General features: G+C 41.3%; 16 protein-coding genes and 1 pseudogene. 15 read left to right on the top strand and 2 right to left on the bottom strand.

Annotation, left to right across the window (positions count from 1 at the left end; translation table 11 throughout):
- Positions 1–121 precede the first annotated feature (121 nt).
- Positions 122–907, top strand: a pseudogene (locus K6V21_RS02305) (AAA family ATPase); the annotation flags it as partial.
- Between the two features lie 531 nt (positions 908–1,438).
- On the opposite strand, the gene K6V21_RS02300 reads toward K6V21_RS02305, so the two are convergent.
- The gene (locus K6V21_RS02300) at positions 1,439–2,368 is read right to left on the bottom strand and encodes a DUF6266 family protein (RefSeq protein WP_224320735.1); all 930 of its coding nucleotides are present in this window, start codon (positions 2,366–2,368) and stop codon (positions 1,439–1,441) included.
- A 379-nt stretch (positions 2,369–2,747) separates the two neighbouring features.
- Between K6V21_RS02300 and K6V21_RS02295 the strand changes: the two genes are divergently transcribed.
- From K6V21_RS02295 to K6V21_RS02245, 11 genes are all read left to right on the top strand, one after another.
- Complete coding sequence (locus K6V21_RS02295; protein ID WP_224320734.1) at positions 2,748–3,809, top strand: hypothetical protein; 1,062 nt, start codon at positions 2,748–2,750, stop codon at positions 3,807–3,809.
- A 148-nt stretch (positions 3,810–3,957) separates the two neighbouring features.
- A complete protein-coding gene (locus K6V21_RS02290) occupies positions 3,958–4,185 on the top strand; it encodes an NVEALA domain-containing protein (RefSeq protein ID WP_007217134.1) in 228 nt (75 codons plus the stop codon).
- Positions 4,157–5,233 carry a BF3164 family lipoprotein gene (locus tag K6V21_RS02285; RefSeq protein ID WP_007217135.1) on the top strand — a complete coding sequence of 359 codons (1,077 nt, stop codon included), beginning with the start codon at positions 4,157–4,159 and terminating at the stop codon, positions 5,231–5,233. The genes K6V21_RS02290 and K6V21_RS02285 overlap by 29 nt, the downstream gene beginning before the upstream one ends.
- Before the next feature lie 259 nt (positions 5,234–5,492).
- Positions 5,493–5,732, top strand: coding sequence for an NVEALA domain-containing protein (locus tag K6V21_RS02280; RefSeq protein ID WP_007217136.1), 240 nt, complete (start codon positions 5,493–5,495; stop codon positions 5,730–5,732).
- 69 nt (positions 5,733–5,801) lie between these two features.
- Complete coding sequence (locus K6V21_RS02275) at positions 5,802–7,007, top strand: 6-bladed beta-propeller (RefSeq protein ID WP_007217137.1); 1,206 nt, start codon at positions 5,802–5,804, stop codon at positions 7,005–7,007.
- Positions 7,004–7,621, top strand: a complete 618-nt coding sequence (locus K6V21_RS02270; RefSeq protein ID WP_007217138.1) for a hypothetical protein — start codon at positions 7,004–7,006, stop codon at positions 7,619–7,621. Before K6V21_RS02275 ends, K6V21_RS02270 begins: the two co-directional genes overlap by 4 nt.
- Before the next feature lie 4 nt (positions 7,622–7,625).
- On the top strand, positions 7,626–8,498 hold the full coding sequence (locus K6V21_RS02265; RefSeq protein WP_007217139.1) for a DUF1573 domain-containing protein: 873 nt from the start codon (positions 7,626–7,628) through the stop codon (positions 8,496–8,498).
- A gap of 19 nt (positions 8,499–8,517) precedes the next feature.
- The gene (locus K6V21_RS02260) at positions 8,518–10,434 is read left to right on the top strand and encodes a hypothetical protein (protein WP_224320733.1); all 1,917 of its coding nucleotides are present in this window, start codon (positions 8,518–8,520) and stop codon (positions 10,432–10,434) included.
- A 6-nt stretch (positions 10,435–10,440) separates the two neighbouring features.
- Positions 10,441–11,334: a signal peptidase I gene (gene lepB / locus K6V21_RS02255; RefSeq protein ID WP_224320732.1), complete on the top strand. Its 894-nt coding sequence runs from the start codon at positions 10,441–10,443 to the stop codon at positions 11,332–11,334.
- Positions 11,334–13,016 carry an O-antigen ligase family protein gene (locus K6V21_RS02250; protein WP_224320731.1) on the top strand — a complete coding sequence of 561 codons (1,683 nt, stop codon included), beginning with the start codon at positions 11,334–11,336 and terminating at the stop codon, positions 13,014–13,016. The genes lepB and K6V21_RS02250 overlap by 1 nt, the downstream gene beginning before the upstream one ends.
- Before the next feature lie 25 nt (positions 13,017–13,041).
- A complete protein-coding gene (locus K6V21_RS02245) occupies positions 13,042–13,479 on the top strand; it encodes a helix-turn-helix transcriptional regulator (protein WP_034753399.1) in 438 nt (145 codons plus the stop codon).
- A gap of 108 nt (positions 13,480–13,587) precedes the next feature.
- On the opposite strand, the gene K6V21_RS02240 is transcribed toward K6V21_RS02245, so the two are convergent.
- Positions 13,588–14,568: an ROK family protein gene (locus tag K6V21_RS02240; RefSeq protein ID WP_007217144.1), complete on the bottom strand. Its 981-nt coding sequence runs from the start codon at positions 14,566–14,568 to the stop codon at positions 13,588–13,590.
- 178 nt (positions 14,569–14,746) lie between these two features.
- Between K6V21_RS02240 and K6V21_RS02235 the strand changes: the two genes are divergently transcribed.
- Genes K6V21_RS02235 through K6V21_RS02225 form a run of 3 tightly spaced genes read left to right on the top strand, consistent with a single transcriptional unit; the run spans position 14,747 to position 18,061 of the window.
- Positions 14,747–15,463, top strand: coding sequence for an ABC transporter ATP-binding protein (locus K6V21_RS02235; RefSeq protein WP_224320730.1), 717 nt, complete (start codon positions 14,747–14,749; stop codon positions 15,461–15,463).
- Positions 15,464–15,497: 34 nt separating this feature from the next.
- A complete protein-coding gene (locus K6V21_RS02230; RefSeq protein WP_224320729.1) occupies positions 15,498–16,757 on the top strand; it encodes an ABC transporter permease in 1,260 nt (419 codons plus the stop codon).
- 59 nt (positions 16,758–16,816) lie between these two features.
- A complete protein-coding gene (locus K6V21_RS02225; protein WP_224320728.1) occupies positions 16,817–18,061 on the top strand; it encodes an ABC transporter permease in 1,245 nt (414 codons plus the stop codon).
- Positions 18,062–18,126: the final 65 nt, after the last annotated feature.

The raw sequence follows: 18,126 nt of genomic DNA, 5'->3' as shown, positions 1-18,126 counted from the left end.
TCTCGTTTCGAAATAAAAAAGGGAAGCCGATTCGTTGGTTTCCCTTTTTTAATGCCTCTTCCTGCATTTATCGGAGAAATGCGTTATCTTTGTGTCTGACAACGATAAATGAATTAGAGTCATGAGAAAAGTACAGAAGTTCTTTAATACGGCAGGGCCGATAAAGCCTGCTGACCATTATAATATTGACCCTCTTACCCGCATTGAGCTTGAAGAAATAGAGTCTTTGATTTATCAGAAGAAGTACTTTGTTCTTCACGCTCCCCGCCAGACAGGGAAGACCTCCTGCCTGTTGGCGCTCCGTGACTATCTGAATGCCCGCGGTGAATTCTATGTCGTTTATGCCAATGTGGAAGCCGGACAAGCTTTTCGCAACAATATCCACGAAGTGGAGCAACGCTTTGTAGGTGCCATTGCCAGCCGGGCTTCCATCGTGCTGAATAACCGTATCCCTTACGAAGTGATGGAAGAAGCCGAAAAAGAAAGAGAAGGCTTTATAACCTCCTATCTTCGCCTCTTGAGCGAAGCCCTCGACAAGCCGCTTCTTCTTTTTATTGACGAAATAGATGCATTGGTGGGCGACTCGCTTGTCAGCGTCCTCCGGCAGATACGTGCCGGTTACGATCAGCGTCCGCAACATTTTCCGCAAAGCATTATTCTCTGCGGTGTGCGTGATGTACGCGATTACCGTATCGTGACTTCCAATCAGGACATCGTTACTGGTGGTTCGGCTTTCAATATCAAAGCCAAGTCCCTGCACTTAGGGAACTTTTCGCGTGAAGAGATTCATGAACTCTATCTGCAACATACCGCTACCACGGGGCAAGAATTTGACGAAGGTTGCTTTCCTATGATTTGGGAGGCAACCGAAGGTCAACCCTGGCTGGTCAATGCCTTGGGCTACGAGGTGACCGAGGAGATGCGGGAGAACCGCAACCGCAGCATCCGTATCATTCCCGAAATGATTTACAAAGCACAGGAACGCATTATTTACCGTCGGGATACGCACATAGATATCCTGATAGACAAGTTGCGCGAGGAGCGTGTGCGCAATGTCATTGCCCCCATCCTGGCAGGAGAGGACGGGGACGTTGAAGAACATTTGCGCGACGACGATATCCAGTACGTAGTGGATATGGGACTGATTGTCCGTGACAAGCCCCTACGGATAGCCAATGCCATTTACAAAGAAATCATTCCCCGTGAACTGACGTGGGCACGCCAGCAGACACTTGTGCAGCAAGCTGCCTGGTACATCAACCCCGACAACAGCATCAATATGGAGAAACTCCTCCTCGACTTCCAGCAATTCTTCCGCGAGAATGCCGATTCGTGGATAGAACGTTTCGACTATAAGGAAAGCGGTCCCCAGCTCCTTCTGCAAGCCTTCCTGCAACGGGTGGTAAATGGCGGGGGATACATCGACCGCGAATACGGCTTAGGCCGTGGACGCACAGACCTGCTGATAACGAAGCCATTGACCGATGGCTACGGAGGTCCGTTGCAGCGTATTGTCCTGGAGCTGAAAATCAAGCGGGGAGACCTTGAAAAGACTATTGCCAAAGGTCTGGAACAAACAGTCGGCTATATGGACCGGTGTGGTGGCGTGATTAACGAGGGGCATTTTATTCTTTTCAACCGGGATAAATCGGTCTGTTGGGACGATAAAATCTGGCATCGTCGCGAGGAGTTCGGCGGACGGACTATTACAGTCTGGGGTATGTAAGGTTGTTTCTGTTACGGATATCGGCAGGCAGATGCTGTTGGCCACACTGTTTCCGTCGGCACTGCAAAAGCTGAGATAGGCGGTCAGTTCATCACCTTCCCAGTTGTCCGGGAGTACCAGTCCGGCATGTCCGTCACGGCGCAGGGCGGCTTCAGTGTCGTAGATTGCTGTTTCTTTATCCTTGTTGTATGCCAGTAGCATGGCCGTATCATCCTGTTCCGCATTTCCCATGCCGCTGTTGTCTTTCCAGTCGAAAGCAATTTTCCTTTTAGTTACTGTAGTCTGGACTTCAAATACCGGCATCAGACTTCCGGTAGATACCAGTACCCGGTTAAAGTCAATCCTGATATCTTTCCCGTCTCCTGTTATTGCCTTCTTCAGCATATAGGACATGGCGGCATTGAATGCGGATTTCTTTTCTGTGAACTCCTTGTAGCCAATGCGTATGAAAGGTTTGATAGTCTTCAGGAAGTTGAATGCCGTGGCAAATTTGCCGCGTTGTTCCTGTTGCTTCGGTGTACGCGGATTGCTGACTTTGGCAGCCCGTGCGCGTATATAGTAGTTTGATTTCCAGCGGAATCCTACTATTGGTCCCACTTTACCGGAGAAACCTCCGAGAATGCCTTGGTTGATAATTCCCATGATGTTCAGTTTCTTAAGTTGTTCTTTTTGTTATTGTGTAAAGGTATGGAAAAACTTTTTTCTTATTCCGAATTACGTGATTTTTGCGTTCATTTGCTTCATTTTGCATAGTTAATTATCGGATGTTCTTCACTGTGCTATAACTGATCCTCTTTATACCTGGGATGGACTTGCTCCGTATCAAGACCGTACATTCTTCGCTCAGAGGTACCTCTGAGTGGAGAATGTACGGAGCAAGTGCATCCCGGGTATAGTGCGGTTGGGTATGAAATAGAGGTTTGAATCTGCAGAAATTGCTGTGTGGTGTAAATGCTCCTTGTAATGCTTTGTGTTTAATTTTAATTGAGTAGTTTTGTAAGGTAAAACGTATATTTATATTATGAAACACTATAAACTGATATGCTATATCTTGGGAGGAGCGTTATTCTTTTCTCTGGGGACTCTTATTTATAGAGGCTATGAGAGTGGGTTGGAGGGGCGTGAACGCTGTAAGCAAAAGGCAGAAGCTTCATTGAAATCTGCTGCAGAGCTTTGGGTGAATCGGGAGTTTGATAAACTTGGAATTCCGTATTCTTTTAGCGGAGGTGAGGAGAAAGTGAAAAGTAAGAAACGTCGTATGGTGCTAGCTGAAGGAGAAATGGTGGTGGAAGTTGATTCGTTGAAGGAAAGAAAACTATTGATTACTTCATGGGTGTTAAGTTCAAAGGCTCGTATATTATTATTGTTGGATACACCCTCTGTTGATCTTTTGAATGAGTTGTGGCAAAAAGATATAGACGGTAAACAATCATATTGTTCTTCTGCTCTCGTGTTGCAGTCAGAACTGCCGAGTGATAGAAAAGGAGAAAGGTTTACGACTGGTGATTCAACACTGATGACTGATAAGTTCAAGTTAGGAACTTACTATTTAGATGATATGTATTTTCTTGAATTGACGGCTTATCTTTCAGTTCCGTCTCCTTGGTTCTATGCCGATTGGAGAAAGAATGGGGTTATAGCTTGTTTTACTATTGCTGCCCTTTGTTTGTGTGCATTTATCCTGCTCTTTTTGCATAACCGGAAAAAAGAGGATAACGATGAAGTGAATAGCTCGGATGATGTTGTGTTATACATTTCTGAAAAGAAATATAAAATAGGTGGAGTTATTTTTGATGAGGAAGCGTGTACGCTTACTTTTGAAGATAAAGTGGTGAATTGTACAGGGCAAGCTTATAAGTTGCTATCTGCATTTATTCATACGAAGAATCATTTCTTATCAAACGACCGGGTTGTTGCGATTTGTGGTTGGTGTCCTCAACATACCGGTATTGATGGTAAAAGAAGAGTGACCATAAGCCATCTTAGGACGTTGCTTGACAGTGAAAAGTCGCATGTGAAAATAGAATCCGGTAAAAATAAGCAAAATGAGTTAGGCTTTTATTTGTTTGTTGAAAAAAGATAAGTGATTTATTATCAGCCTAAAAGAGGGGCGTAAGAATTTTCTTACGCCTTTTTTAACCCCTGTAAACGCGTTTTGAATCTATTCATTTTTTACATTTGTCGGCGTAATAATCATTGATGGAAAATATAATAGTTAAATGAAAAACAATATGAAAAAGATTCTGGTATTTATGGGAGTTGTGGCTATTGCAATGGGTGGGTATGTTTACAGTAAACAGTCATCTGTAAAAATGTCCTCTCTGCTATTAGAGAATATTGAAGCTTTGGCAGATACTGAAAATACTAATATTATTTGTTTTGGAACGGGTTCGGTTGATTGTCCATTTAATCACGATAAAGTCTATTCTTATGCCACTCCGTATCGCTCATATTATTAGTATTGCATATATCTTTCTTTTCATTTCCTGTACTTCAGAGTCAGTTATTTCCGGTAAAAAGGACTATACTGATTTTCCGCAGGAACAAGAATTGAAGGCAAAAACAATACTGCTGGATACAGCCTTATTCCGCTATCCTTTTAGGTTGCATATCGGAGATAGAAAGGCGGTAGTACTTGATTTGCATGGAACAGATTATTTTTTTCATGCATTCAGTTACCCTGATTTCCGTTACCTGTCTTCTTTCGGGAAGCGTGGAGATGCACCGCAGGACATGCTTTCTGCTGAAAATTGCCGATGGAATGGGGCTTTTTTGTGGACATTGGATGCTAATAAGTCAGAATTAACAAGGTTTGAGTTTGCTTTATCCGGTGATTCACTGCTTCGTCAGGAAGCGGTGAGTCTGGATAGAGATATTCTTAGGGCACTCGATTTTGTGATGTGTGAGGACTCTACCTTTATCATTCCCGATTATTCGGGTGATAGTCGCTTTTGCAAAGTATGCAGAGATGGAAAATTGATGTATAAGTTTGGCGCTATTCCTACTGTCAATGAAGATGCTTTACAGAGTGCCCGTCCGGCTTTGGCGCAAGCATGGCGTAGTTTTATAGATTACAATCCCCGAAATGGAATACTTGCTGTTGCCACTCAGTTGGGTGAAGTACTCGAAATTTATAATCTGAAAGACAGTACGCATGTTGTATGCATGGGGCCTCATGGTGAGCCGGAATTTCAGGTATCTGGAGGCTATGGTATTCCTACGGGTATTATGGGATTTAGTGATGTGCAGGTGACGGATCGAGCCATTTATACAGTCTTTCATGGGCGTTCATTCAAGGATATAGCACGAGATGTGCAGAATGGCGTTAATCACTTGGACGGTGGACAATATATCTATGTATTTAGTCTGACAGGTGAACCATTAAAGAAATATATATTAGACCATTACATTTGTGGTATATTGGTAGATGAACAACGTGGAGTTATTTATGCTACGGATGTGAATCGGGATGAACCTATATTAGAATATAGCGTAAAAACTATATAGAGTGATAAAGCTTATTAAAAGGAGCAGACGGTAAACGACTTGTTGCTGCAATAGAATACCGAATGCTCCGTAACTCCTAAAATTTAGAAGCCTGGCGAAGATACAAATTTTTAATGAAAAACGGAAACTGGTTTCAGCTGTGACGATAGCGCAGTGTGAAATATGCTCTAATGAGATAGTTATATCTTAATTTTCGACTGCACATGAAGTGTGCTTGATATAGTTAATTAAAAATATTTTCGTTTTAAACAATATAAGAATGAAGAAGTTTATGAAAATAGCTTTTGTTGCAGCGTTTGCGGCAATTGCAGGCTATAATATTTACTCTACTCAAGGACGAATAGCTATTTCTGATTTGGCTTTGAGTGATGTGGAGGCATTGGCCCGTGGTGAGATTGTAGATTATGGTGGCTATGAATTGAGACAAGAGGGTAGCTGCTTAGTGTGTAGAAGAGACGATACAAGCACATGTAATGTACATGATCAAGTCCCTTGCTAAGACAGTTTAAATTAAGCAGAGAAGTCTTTCATTTGAAGGATGGAGGACTTCTCAAAAACTATAAATGCTATGAAGATATTCTTTTATATTTTTATTACTATGTTGCTTTTTGCTTGCTCTAATGAAAAGACGAATGGAACAGTAGAAGTGCAAAAAATTGATTTATCAGATTTATCATTTACTTCGTCCTTGAAGTTGTCAAGTTTTGCTGAGTCTGTTGAGGTTATACCATTAGAAACTACTTCGCAAAGTCTGATTGGTGAAATTAGGAAGATATATTATCGAAATGGACGTTACTATATGTTAGTGACGAGTGGATTGAGTAATGCTAGGGCATTAGTGTTTTCTGAGCAAGGCAAATTTCTTTGTGAACTGGATTGTATTGGACAAGGTAAAGGGGAATATGTAGAAATGGGAACTTTCGCATTAATGCCTAATGCTGATTTAAAAGTTTTGGGTTGGGGGAAAGCTGTTACTTACGATTCTGTAGGTCATTATTTATATGAATCTCCTATGCCTTATTATGCGGGTGATGTCGTGACGTTTTCAAATGGTTCCTATATAATGAGATATACCAATTTAGGAGGAGAGGCAAATAAAGTGTTACGTAGTTTTACAGAAGAAGATGAAGAGATTTCATCATTCTTAGAACTTTCTCCTATTGAAAAAACGAAAATGAGATATTATCTTAATTGGAATGCTTTTTCATCTAATGCAGGGAAACACTACTTTACATATTGTTATTGTGATACAATTTATTCGTTAGATATAAATAAAGTCACTCCTACTTTTTATTTAGATTTTGGGAAATATAAAGTGGACTATAGTGAAGTAGAACCTAATGATGGGGTGGTTGCTATAAATAAAAAATTGTCACGTAAAGAATATGTTTCACTTTGGGGATTTCAGGTCTGTTCTGATTTCTTAATGCTTGGTTTGGGCTTTAATGGAAAAACTAGTTTGTGTTTTTATTCATTGAAAACAGGTAAAATCATGAATGGGGTTAATATTGTGGATGATATGTATTTTAAAAATAATATTCTAAAATTGAAATATACTAATCTTCCTCATATTGTAATTGATGATTACTTGTATGCACCAATAAGTCCTACTGTTCTTATTAATGGGTATACAAACAGTAAGCAATCAATGTCTTTACAAGAATGGGATGATTTCAAACAAAAGCATGCTCTTTTGGTGGATTTATGTGAAAATATATCCGAAGAAGATAATCCGGTTTTGTTAAAGATTAAGTTAAAAAAAATGGTGCAATGAAGCGGTATGTACTTTTAATCTTGTTTTTGGTCTTGACTTTGTTTCAACTTTTTCAGATAGTGAACTTGAATAAAAATGTGACTGATTTGTCTGCATCAGAACAAATGCTTTATCGGCATAATAAATTGTTGGAACGAGAAATTGAGGATAATGAGAAGATCGCTAAAATGCAGCATTGGTTTGAGGGTAAACAGATGGAAGATATGGTTTTAGCAGATTTTTATGATAAAGATACTGTATCATTAAATTCTTTGTTATCTATAAAAAGATCTTTTTTTCTGTTCATTTCTGAGAAAAGTTGTACAACGTGTTATTTGCCATATTTGAAACAAGTGAACTCTTTGGCTAGAAAACATGGTTTTGATAGAGTGTTTTTGTTGGCTGATTATGAAAATCGGATAGGGCTGAAATCGTTACTGCTTGAGCATAATATTCGTATGAGAGTTTATTCTGTTATTAAGACTGATAAATTGTTGGAACATAATATAGAACCTATTTCATTCTTACTAACTCTAAATCGGTATATTGATAATGTGTTTATACCTTATATGACTAATTCTTCTCAAGTAGAAAGTTATCTGAATATAGTAGAAGAACGTTTGTTTAATAACTGATTTTATGTATAGGTTATTTGCTGTGTTTTGTATTCTTGGTGTGATGTTTTTGCTTGTTTCTTGTAATACAAGAGAGCGGAATCAAGTGCAATTAGTGAGAGGTTGGCAGGGAAAAGAGATTGTTTATCCTGATGAGTTCGTTTATACAATTTATGGAGAAGATACAATTAAAACTGCTGAAAAGTCTCAGTTCCATATTCTTTCATATGTGGACTCTATTGGATGTATGAGTTGTAAGTTGAAATTGGGGTTATGGAAATCTTTTATTGAAGAGTTGAATGCTTATTATAATGTCTCTATCCTTTTTGTTTTTCAAACAGGAATGTCAGAAGAAACAAAATATATGTTGAAGAGATATAACTTTAACTATCCGGTTGTTTTTAATGAGGGAGGTTCTTTTAATGCTTTAAATAATTTACCTACAGATGATGATTTTCGAACATTTCTGTTAGATAAAGATAATAAAGTAATGGCAATTGGTAATCCTATTTATAACTCTAAGATAAAGGAACTCTATATGAAGATTATTCAAGGAGGAGGAATTGTACAAACAAATGAAGATACTGATTTGATGACAGAAGTCGGTATTGACAGTACATTCTTATCTTTTGGTAGTTTTGACTGGAAAAAAGAGCAAAAAGTAGTTTTTACATTGAAAAATATCGGTGAGAATCTGTTAGTTATAGGAAATGTCACAACCTCTTGCGGTTGTACTACTGTGGAGTATGCCCAGGAACCTGTTCGACCCGGAAAGAATGTGAGTTTACATGTTATTTATAAGGCAGATCATCCAGAACACTTCAATAAAACGATAACTGTGTATTGTAATGCCAAAATTTCACCCTTAAGGTTGACAATATCAGGAAATGCAGAGTGAAAATAAAGCAAGTGATACTGTGTATAGACATCTAATACAACAGCTGATAGGCATGATTTGTGCTTGTTATGTCATGTCATGTAGTGGAGGTGGTAGTCAGGTAGGAGCCGTCCTATCTTCAGCAGACGATAACCGTGATGAGTTGTTGCAGGTATTAGAACATTATCGAAATATTCCTCTTAAGCTTGAAGCCGCTCGCTTTTTGATTGCAAATATGCCTGCTCACCGGACGTATGTAGGAAAGGAGATAGACAGCCTGAAGCGAATGAAAAAGGAAAGCATTCAGAAAGGACGTATTAGTGATGAAATCGTTGCACATTGGAAATCTTTCGATTATAGCTCTTCGCAGGTGGTGAAGGATATAGATGTGATAAAAGCGGATATCTTAATTGAAAATATTGACTTGGCTTTTGAGGCATGGGAAAAACGCTCTTGGAGCAAGCAATATAGTTTTGAGGATTTTTGTGAATATGTTCTTCCATATAGGATAGGGGACGAACCTTTAGAGAAATGGAGACGAATATATTATGAACGTTATTCTCCTGTGCTTGATTCTCTATATCAGGGGAATGATGTAGTAGAGGCTGCGCGCGTAATGGCTAATTATCTGAAAGAAGAGGGCTTTACTAACCATACGGATTTTAATTTGCCTCATTTAGGAGCGTTGTTTTTGTTGGAAAACCGAGTGGGCTACTGTCGGGATAATTGTGATATTGCTACCTATGTAATGCGTTCATTGGGCATCCCAATAACAATGGATTTTTATGAAATGTCCCCCAGTTACAATAGCCGCCATTTTTGGAGTGCATTGATAGATACGACAGGACTTGTTGTACCTTTCAATTATATAGAGCGTGAGATAGTACGCCGACCGCAGGATGAACGGAAAAAAGGAAAGGTATATAGAACTTGTTATGGAATACAGCCGGAAAAGTATTCCGGACTTTATACTGACAAGGAAGTTCCTGCTTTCTTTAGGCGTCCTTTCATGAAAGATGCCAGTGATGAATATTTCCCGGAGAGTAATGTCAAGTTGGAAAGTAATGAAGTTATTGATGATCATTGGGGGTATTTGTGTGTATTTACAGGGACAGAATTACAGCCGATAGATATTTCTGAATTTCATGGAAAGAAGATTGAGTTTGCCAACGTGGAACCTGGCCTGATTTATTTTCCTGCATTTCGAAAAGCTGGGAAAATGCAGGCATTTAACTATCCTTTTTTGCTGAAAGAGGATTCAATAGAATATTTTATTCCTGATACTACCAGAAAACGTTGCGTAGTATTGACGCGAAAATACCCGATAGGAAGAAATCCTATGTTTTTAGGAACTGCTGTTGGAGTAAAAATAGAAGGGGCTAATCGTAAGGATTTTCGGGATGCAGAATTGCTATGCCAAGTTGTGGACACTCCAAAAATAAATTATAATATACTATTCCCAACTGTACAGAAGAAATTCAGGTATGTGCGCTATTCTGCTCCGGAGGAAAAACAAATACAGGTTGGAGAATGGTATATGTATGGCATAGATACAGAAACAGCGATAGCGCCGGAGAAGATTTGGGCTAATCATCCTTTGAGTGATATACATAAGAAAATTCTAAGTTTATTGACTGATGATGACTGGAGTTCTTTTTATATGTCAGCAGTAAAGGGAGAACAACTTATATTTGATTTGGGTATTCCACAAATTCTAAGTCACTTTATTTTGATTCCCCGCAATGACGATAATTATATCCATTTGGGGGATCGGTATGAATTGTTCTATCATGGTGGAATCAAAGGCTGGATATCTTTAGGAAAGCAGATAGCAGAAGGTACGGAACTTTATTATGAGGGAGTACCTGATGGTGCTTTGCTTTGGCTTCATAATCATACTCGTGGAAAAGAAGAACGATGCTTTTATATGAAAGATGGGAAGCAACTTTTTATATAATTCGGAATGGCAATAAGAGGCATATCCTTGAAGAAAATCGTAGATAAAGGGATTAATCTCTTTCTCTGGTTGTGTGGAATTGTTGTGCTATGGCTGCTGATACAGATCTTTTGCATGACTTCATTTCATATACCAAGTGATTCGATGGAGCCGGAGCTATTGGCTGGTGATGTGATACTGGTGGATAAATTGGTGTATGGAGCAAGATTGTTCAATGTGATGGAAGCCGTTGCAGGAAAGCAGGTGGAGATAAAACGTTTGCCGGGAATAGGTGAAATCAAAAGGAATGATGTGATCGTCTTTAATTATCCTTGTCCTAAGAAGTGGAAACAGATTGAGATGGATGTGATGCAGTATTATGTGAAACGATGTATTGCGCTACCGGGAGATACGTTCTGTATTGTAGACGGACGTTATAAGGTGAATGGCTATGCTGGAACGTTAGGGTGTGTGGATGCGCAGGATAAGTTTATGGCGCTGATAAGAGAGCAGGCGCTTGCTGACGATGCAACTGGGGTGAGGGCATATCCCGGAGATTCCCTGATAGGGTGGACTGTGAAAGAGTTTGGACCTTTGTATATTCCTAAATCTGGTGACATTGTTCCGATGGATTATTGGTCTGCTAAACTTTACAAGAATATGGTGGAATGGGAGCAGAAAAAGAATCTTCGGTATGAAGCGGGGAATATATATTTAGGTGATAGCCTCATTGCTGAATATCGTTTTTTAAAAAACTATTATTTCATGGCTGGAGATAGAGCTGAAAACTCAAAAGATTCCCGTTATTGGGGGCTGTTGCCAGAAGAATATATTGTTGGAAAGGCTGTCAGGATATGGAAATCAGTGGATAAGAGGACGGATAGAGTGCGGTGGAATAGGATATTCAAAAAGATAGAATAATGATAGGATGGACACATAAAATAAGAGAGGCTACAGTTGTTTTGCTACAGTTTGTAGCTGTTTGTTCACTGCTGAGTATGGTATGTGCGACAACTCCTGAATTGCCTGCGGGAGAAACTATCGGCCAGTGGGTGTGGTTTGGGAAAGCCGTAATGCTTTCGGCGGGATGTATAATCGTTTCTTGTCTGCTACAGCTCTTAGGAAAAACTTCCTGGACAGATGTTTTGTGTTTCCGGCATTTCTTTGTTCATGTGGCTTGGAGCCTGGTATTGTTAGGGACAATTGAAGCCGTTTGGGGCTTGCGGCAATTATATGGATTTTCTTTTTCCGGTCATTCACGGTATGCACTTACAGGCTCTTTCTTCAACCCCGGTCCGTATGGGGGATATTTAGCGATGATATTACCTGTTTGCCTGCATTTGTATTTACGTGCCTGTGAGTGGAAAAGCACAGATGTTCTTCATAAAATAGTAAAAGTGACGGCAGGGCTTGCCGGTATTCTGATCTTATGTGTACTACCGGCCACAATGAGCCGTTCTGCCTGGATTGCTGCTGCGATAAGCTGTGCCTGGGTGGCATATATGCATCGTGACAGACGTAAGTGGGGCGTATTGTGGCGGAGATATAAGAAACGTTACCTTACATGGGGAGTGGTCGGGCTTTTTGTTCTGATATTAGGAGGTGCTGGTATTTTCTTTTTGAAGCCTGACTCTGCTATGGGACGTCTGTTTATGTGGAAAATTACTTGTAAAGCTATCGTAGAACATCCTTGGGGATGTTATGACGGATTTGCTTATGCCTATGGTGAAGCGCAGGAAAAATACTTTGGTAGCGGAGACTATACAGCTTGGGAAGAACGTGTGGCCGGAAGTCCGGAATATGCTTTCAATGAATATCTGGAACTGGCGTTAACAGCCGGAGTTATGATTTGTGTCATGTTCCTCTTGACTATTGGGATAGTTCTGTGGTTAGGGACAAAATGGGGGCGTTATGAAATTTGCGGAGCACTCATATCCTTGCTTGTTTTCTCTTTTTCTTCTTATCCCATGTCTTTTCCGGTTTTCGTGGTAACCGGTATATGTCTGCTGTTTGCTTGTGGAGCCGGTGATGTGGGCGGAAAAATTCTTATTTGCAGCGCTTGTGCACTGATATGGGTAGTGGGGCTTAACGGTAAATGGCAACGGGAGGAAGATGCATGCCGGGATTGGGTGTATGCGAGGATGATTTATCATCAGGGAAATTATACTGCTGCCAATGAGGCTTACCGTAAGCTCTACCCGCAGTTGGAAGAAAGGGGGGGATTCTTGTTTGAATATGGGCATAGTTTGCATAAGTCCGGTCGTTATGATCAATCTAATTTGCTTCTGGAACAGGCTGTCTTATATAGTGCTGATCCAATGGTATTGAATATTATAGGTAAGAATTATCAGGAAATGCAATACTATGAAAAGGCTGAAACTTATTACCTGGCATCGGTCCGCCGGTTGCCGGGGCGGATTTATCCCTACTACCTGCTGGCAAAACTCTATGCGGAACCGGGCTATCGGAATAGGGAGAAGTTTGAGAAGATGCAACGGATTGTATTGACTAAAGAGCCGAAAGTGCATTCCACCGCTATCAGGGAAATGAGGGGCGAAGTGGAAAAGATAGGGAACGACTGGTGTAATACGAAGATTGAATAGGTTAATATGATATAACATGGTGGATATGGATACGTATAAGGATAGTTGGAATGCTTGTCTGCTGTACCGCAATAAACAGTTGACAAAACAATTGAAGGATTACCAGAAAGCTTCGGCATTAGCCGGATGTTCTTCTTCTTTGATTGTGGCAATGGGGCAGTTGCTGTGTCTTCATCAAAAACCTGCTTATGGTATAGTCAAGGATGAGGCTGAATGGAGGGATCTGTTTATCGTCATAGACTTGTTTTATGGTGGGTGCCTGTCAGAAGAATTGGTACCATTTAGTTTAAGTGTCCAAGAGTTGAGATTGTGTTATCTGGTACGTGCTCACTTAGATAATAAGACAATTGCTCTTCTTTTTAATATAGTTCCCCGGTCTGTATTGAAAGCTAAACAGCGTATAAAAAATAAGTTAGATTTAGCTGCTACGGATAGTTTGGATAAGTATATACAACAATATTGATTTTAATTTTTGCATCAAGTGGTAGCCTGAATATAGTGATAGTAAAAAATCCCCCTTCCCCGTTTTACCGGCAAAAGGAGGATTTCACTTAAAATTATGATGGACAATTTATTTCAAGTCTCTCAGTTCCCAGCCCAGTGCACTGGCACCTAAAACAGCTGCATCAGAGTCCTTCAACTCAGACATCAACAATTTGGCTTTACCTTTATAGATATTCAGCACATTGTCATCGATAGCTTTCTGGATAGGTTTGAAGATATAATCTCCGGATTTGGCCAATCCGCCAAACAGGATGATAGCTTCGGGGCTTGAGAAAGCGATAGCATCAGCAATGGACTCGCCCAAAATGGTACCCGTGAAATTGAAAATATCCTGTGCTAATTTATCACCTTGAACGGCAGCGTCGTATACGTCCTTAGAAGTAATGTTCTCTGCAGGGATAGAACGGAGCAGGCTTGGTTCGGTACGTGCAGTCAGGAATTCGCGGGCTGTACGTGCTACACCGGTAGCTGAACAGTAAGTTTCCAGACAGCCATGACGTCCGCATCCGCAAAGGCGACCGTTTTCGCGACGAATAATAGTATGGCCCAATTCTCCGGCAAAACCGTCGTGACCATAAACCATCTGACCGTTGATAACGATACCGCTACCTACGCCTGTACCCAGAGTAATCATGATAAAATCTTTCATACCACGTGCAGCGCCATAAGTCATTTCACCGATAGCTGCGGCGTTAGCGTCGTTAGTCAATGCAGTAGGTATACCCAGACGCTCCTCGAACATGGCTGCCAAAGGTATTACACCTTTCCACGGCAAGTTGGGGGCAAATTCGATAGTACCGCTGTAGTAGTTACCATTGGGAGCACCGATACCGATACCTTTGATTTTATCTACACCGCCATTAGCGATAATCAAAGGCAACAGATTCTTGCAGACTGCATCTACATAATCATCTGCTTGATCGTGAGCGCCGGTTTTGATGGAACCGCTTGCAATAATAGTTCCGCGTGCATCCACAATACCAAAGACGGTGTTTGTTCCGCCTATGTCAATACCTACTACGTAGGGTTTTTCCATGCTTGAATTCATGATATTAATGTTTTGTTTAAAGGGTTAGTTAATTAGTATTATGGTTACAAATTACACAAAGAAAAACGACACTTCAAAATCTTTTTGAAAAAAAGTTCACCCTCTTTGCAACTTTTCGTAACATAGCTGCGTCTAATAGTGAAAATTAATAAGAAAACAGACTAAAACAGAGGTATACGTGATACAACTGAAAGACATTAACAAGACCTACAACAACGGAGCACCCTTGCATGTGCTCAAAGGCATCAACCTCGATATCAAGCGGGGTGAGTTTGTTTCCATCATGGGAGCTTCGGGTTCCGGTAAATCCACCTTACTTAATATATTGGGTATTTTGGATAACTATGATACCGGTGAGTATTATCTGAACGGTACGCTGATCAAAAACCTCAGTGAGACTAAAGCGGCTGAATACCGGAACCGTATGATCGGGTTCATCTTTCAGTCGTTTAACTTGATTTCCTTTAAAAACGCAGTAGAGAATGTAGCGCTTCCGCTTTTCTATCAGGGAGTAAGTCGCCGCAAGCGCAACGCCATGGCACTGGAATATCTGGACCGCCTGGGATTGAAGGACTGGGCGCATCACATGCCGAATGAAATGTCCGGCGGACAGAAACAGCGTGTTGCCATTGCACGTGCTCTTATAACGCAGCCTCAGATTATCTTGGCTGATGAGCCGACCGGCGCTCTTGATAGTAAGACTTCTGTGGAAGTTATGCAGATCCTTAAAGATTTGCACAGGACAGGTATGACGATTGTTGTGGTTACCCATGAAAGCGGTGTAGCTAATCAAACGGATAAGATTATTCATATCAAGGATGGTATTATCGGCAGCATTGAAGAAAATCTGAATCATGACGCTTCTCCGTTTGGAAAAGACGGAATCATGAAATAATGGAAGAATCCTTAATTTTTTAATTAATCCAACTATGTTTGATATTTGGCAAGAAATATACGGAACCATCAAGCGGAATAAGTTGCGTACATTCCTCACAGGGTTTGCCGTGGCATGGGGCATCTTTATGCTGATAGTGCTGCTGGGTGCCGGAAACGGTATCATCCATGCTTTCGACCAGTCGTCCTCAGAACGTGCATTGAACTCTATCCGCATTTTCCCGGGATGGACTTCCAAGCCTTATGCAGGGTTGAAAGAAGGACGCCGCGTTCGTCTGGAGAACAATGACCTGGAAGCTACTGAAAAGTATTTCCCCGATTATGTAATTAGTGCCGGCGCTACTGTGCGGCAGAGCAATGTAAACGTAAGTTTCGGGCAGGAATATGTAAATATCTCCCTGATGGGAGTGCATCCTAACTATACGGAGGTGGAAACTGTGAAAACTGCGGACGGGCGTTTTATTAATCAGAATGACTTGAAAGAACGCCGGAAGGTTATAGTTATACATAAGAAGACTGCTGAAATTCTATTCGATAAAACTCATACCGAGCCTATCGGGCAGTTTGTCAATGCAAGTGGTGTAGCATATCAGGTGGTAGGTATTTATAATGACCAGGGAGATCGTGAAGCCAGTGAGGCTTACATCCCGTTTTCCACTTTACAGACTATCTATAATAAAGGCGAACAGCTGAATAATATCATTTTCACTACTAAGAATCTGGAAACAATAGAGAGTAATGAGCTTTTTGAGGCTAATTATCGCAAGGTGATCGGCGCCAACCGTCGTTTTGATCCTCAGGATAACAGTGCTATCTGGATATGGAACCGTTTCACTGATTATATGCGGACACAAAATGCAATGGGAATGCTTCGCACAGCTATCTGGGTGATTGGTATTTTCACATTGTTGAGCGGAATAGTCGGGGTTTCGAACATCATGTTGATTACGGTGAAAGAACGTACTCGCGAGTTTGGCATCCGGAAGGCACTTGGAGCGAAGCCATTGTCTATTCTCTGGCTGATTATTGTGGAGAGCGTTGCTATCACTACTTTGTTCGGGTATATAGGGATGGTGGCCGGCATTGCCGTCACGGAATGGATGAACTCGGCTTTTGGTACTCAGACTATGGATGCGGGTATGTTCCAGCAAACCATGTTTTCGAATCCGACCGTAGATTTGAGTGTCGCCATTCAGGCTACGCTGACCTTGATTATAGCGGGAACGCTGGCCGGTTTCTTCCCGGCAAAGAAGGCTGTAAGCATCAGTCCGATAGAAGCATTGAGAGCGGATTAGTGGCTAACGATGAATATAAAGTATGAATCACTAATCACTAAACATTAATCACTATTAACATGAGAATAGATATAGACTCTTGTGAGGAAATCCTCATCACGATTACAAGAAACAAGACGCGAAGCTTGCTGACGGCATTCGGTGTATTCTGGGGTATCTTCATGCTGGTGGCGCTTATCGGTGGCGGGCAGGGGATGCAGCAGGCTATGAGTTCCCAGTTCGAAGGCTTTGCCACGAATTCGGCTTTCCTGGTTTCGCAGAAGACGGGAGAGGCGTATAAAGGTTTCCGGAAAGGACGTTGGTGGAATCTGGAACTCTCTGATATTGAGCGCCTGCGCAATGGGGTGGCGGAAATTGATATCATCACTCCTTCCATCGCCTACTGGGGAAGAACGGCTGTGCATGGAGATAAGAAATATGAATGTAGCGTAAAGGGATTGTATCCCGAATATGAACATATAGAGCACCAGGAGATGGCGTATGGACGCTTCATCAACGATGTGGATATTAAGGAAGCACGTAAAGTCTGCACAATAGGTAAACGTGTGTATGAAAGTTTGTTTCGCCCGGGAGAAGACCCTTGTGGAAAGTATATCCGGGTAGACGGTATTTACTATCAGGTGGTGGGTATGTGCTCGTCCGAGGGCAACATGAATATTCAGGGACAGGCTTCGGAAGCAATAACATTGCCTTATACAACCATGAAACAAGCCTATAATCTGGGCAACCGGATACATGTGGCATGTTTCACCGTGAAGCCCGGTGTCAAGGTGACGGATATTCAGGATAAGGTGGAGCGCATAGTAAAGGCGGCTCATTACATTTCTCCGGATGATAAGCAGGCAGTGATGATGCTGAATGCGGAGGCCATGTTCTCTATGGTGGACAATCTGATGACGGGAGTCCGAATATTGATCTGGATGGTAGGTTTGGGTACCTTGTTTGCCGGAGCTATTGGCGTATCGAACATTATGATGGTGACAGTGCGTGAGCGTACCACGGAAATTGGCATTCGCCGCGCCATCGGAGCACGTCCGAGGGATATCTTGCAGCAGATTCTTTCTGAAAGTATGGTGTTGACTACTATTGCGGGTATGGCAGGTATCTCTTTTGCTGTACTGGTATTGCAGGTATTGGAGGCTGCCGCCAATGATCCGGGGCATATCACTACTCATTATCAGGTTTCATTCGGCCTGGCTATCGGTACCTGTGCGCTATTGATTGCTTTAGGAGTGCTTGCAGGTTTGGCTCCGGCCTATCGTGCCATGGCAATTAAACCTATTGAGGCTATCAGAGATGAATAATAAGAGGAGCGATAACTCCTTTAACTCCTTAATTCCCTAAAATAGAAATAAAGAAACAATAATAT

The sequence above is a fragment of the Bacteroides cellulosilyticus genome (assembly GCF_020091405.1).
Taxonomy (GTDB): Bacteria; Bacteroidota; Bacteroidia; order Bacteroidales; family Bacteroidaceae; genus Bacteroides.
Note: the sequence above shows the minus strand (reverse complement) of the source record. Positions and strands in the feature narration are given on the sequence as shown.

Coding starts and splice junctions, on each gene's coding strand:
- K6V21_RS02300 (WP_224320735.1), bottom strand. CDS start 2,368: ATGGGAATTATCAACCAAGGCATTCTCGGAGGTTTCTCCGGTAAAGTG.
- K6V21_RS02295 (WP_224320734.1), top strand. CDS start 2,748: ATGAAACACTATAAACTGATATGCTATATCTTGGGAGGAGCGTTATTC.
- K6V21_RS02290 (WP_007217134.1), top strand. CDS start 3,958: ATGAAAAAGATTCTGGTATTTATGGGAGTTGTGGCTATTGCAATGGGT.
- K6V21_RS02285 (WP_007217135.1), top strand. CDS start 4,157: ATGCCACTCCGTATCGCTCATATTATTAGTATTGCATATATCTTTCTT.
- K6V21_RS02280 (WP_007217136.1), top strand. CDS start 5,493: ATGAAGAAGTTTATGAAAATAGCTTTTGTTGCAGCGTTTGCGGCAATT.
- K6V21_RS02275 (WP_007217137.1), top strand. CDS start 5,802: ATGAAGATATTCTTTTATATTTTTATTACTATGTTGCTTTTTGCTTGC.
- K6V21_RS02270 (WP_007217138.1), top strand. CDS start 7,004: ATGAAGCGGTATGTACTTTTAATCTTGTTTTTGGTCTTGACTTTGTTT.
- K6V21_RS02265 (WP_007217139.1), top strand. CDS start 7,626: ATGTATAGGTTATTTGCTGTGTTTTGTATTCTTGGTGTGATGTTTTTG.
- lepB (WP_224320732.1), top strand. CDS start 10,441: ATGGCAATAAGAGGCATATCCTTGAAGAAAATCGTAGATAAAGGGATT.
- K6V21_RS02250 (WP_224320731.1), top strand. CDS start 11,334: ATGATAGGATGGACACATAAAATAAGAGAGGCTACAGTTGTTTTGCTA.
- K6V21_RS02245 (WP_034753399.1), top strand. CDS start 13,042: ATGGATACGTATAAGGATAGTTGGAATGCTTGTCTGCTGTACCGCAAT.
- K6V21_RS02240 (WP_007217144.1), bottom strand. CDS start 14,568: ATGAATTCAAGCATGGAAAAACCCTACGTAGTAGGTATTGACATAGGC.
- K6V21_RS02230 (WP_224320729.1), top strand. CDS start 15,498: ATGTTTGATATTTGGCAAGAAATATACGGAACCATCAAGCGGAATAAG.
- K6V21_RS02225 (WP_224320728.1), top strand. CDS start 16,817: ATGAGAATAGATATAGACTCTTGTGAGGAAATCCTCATCACGATTACA.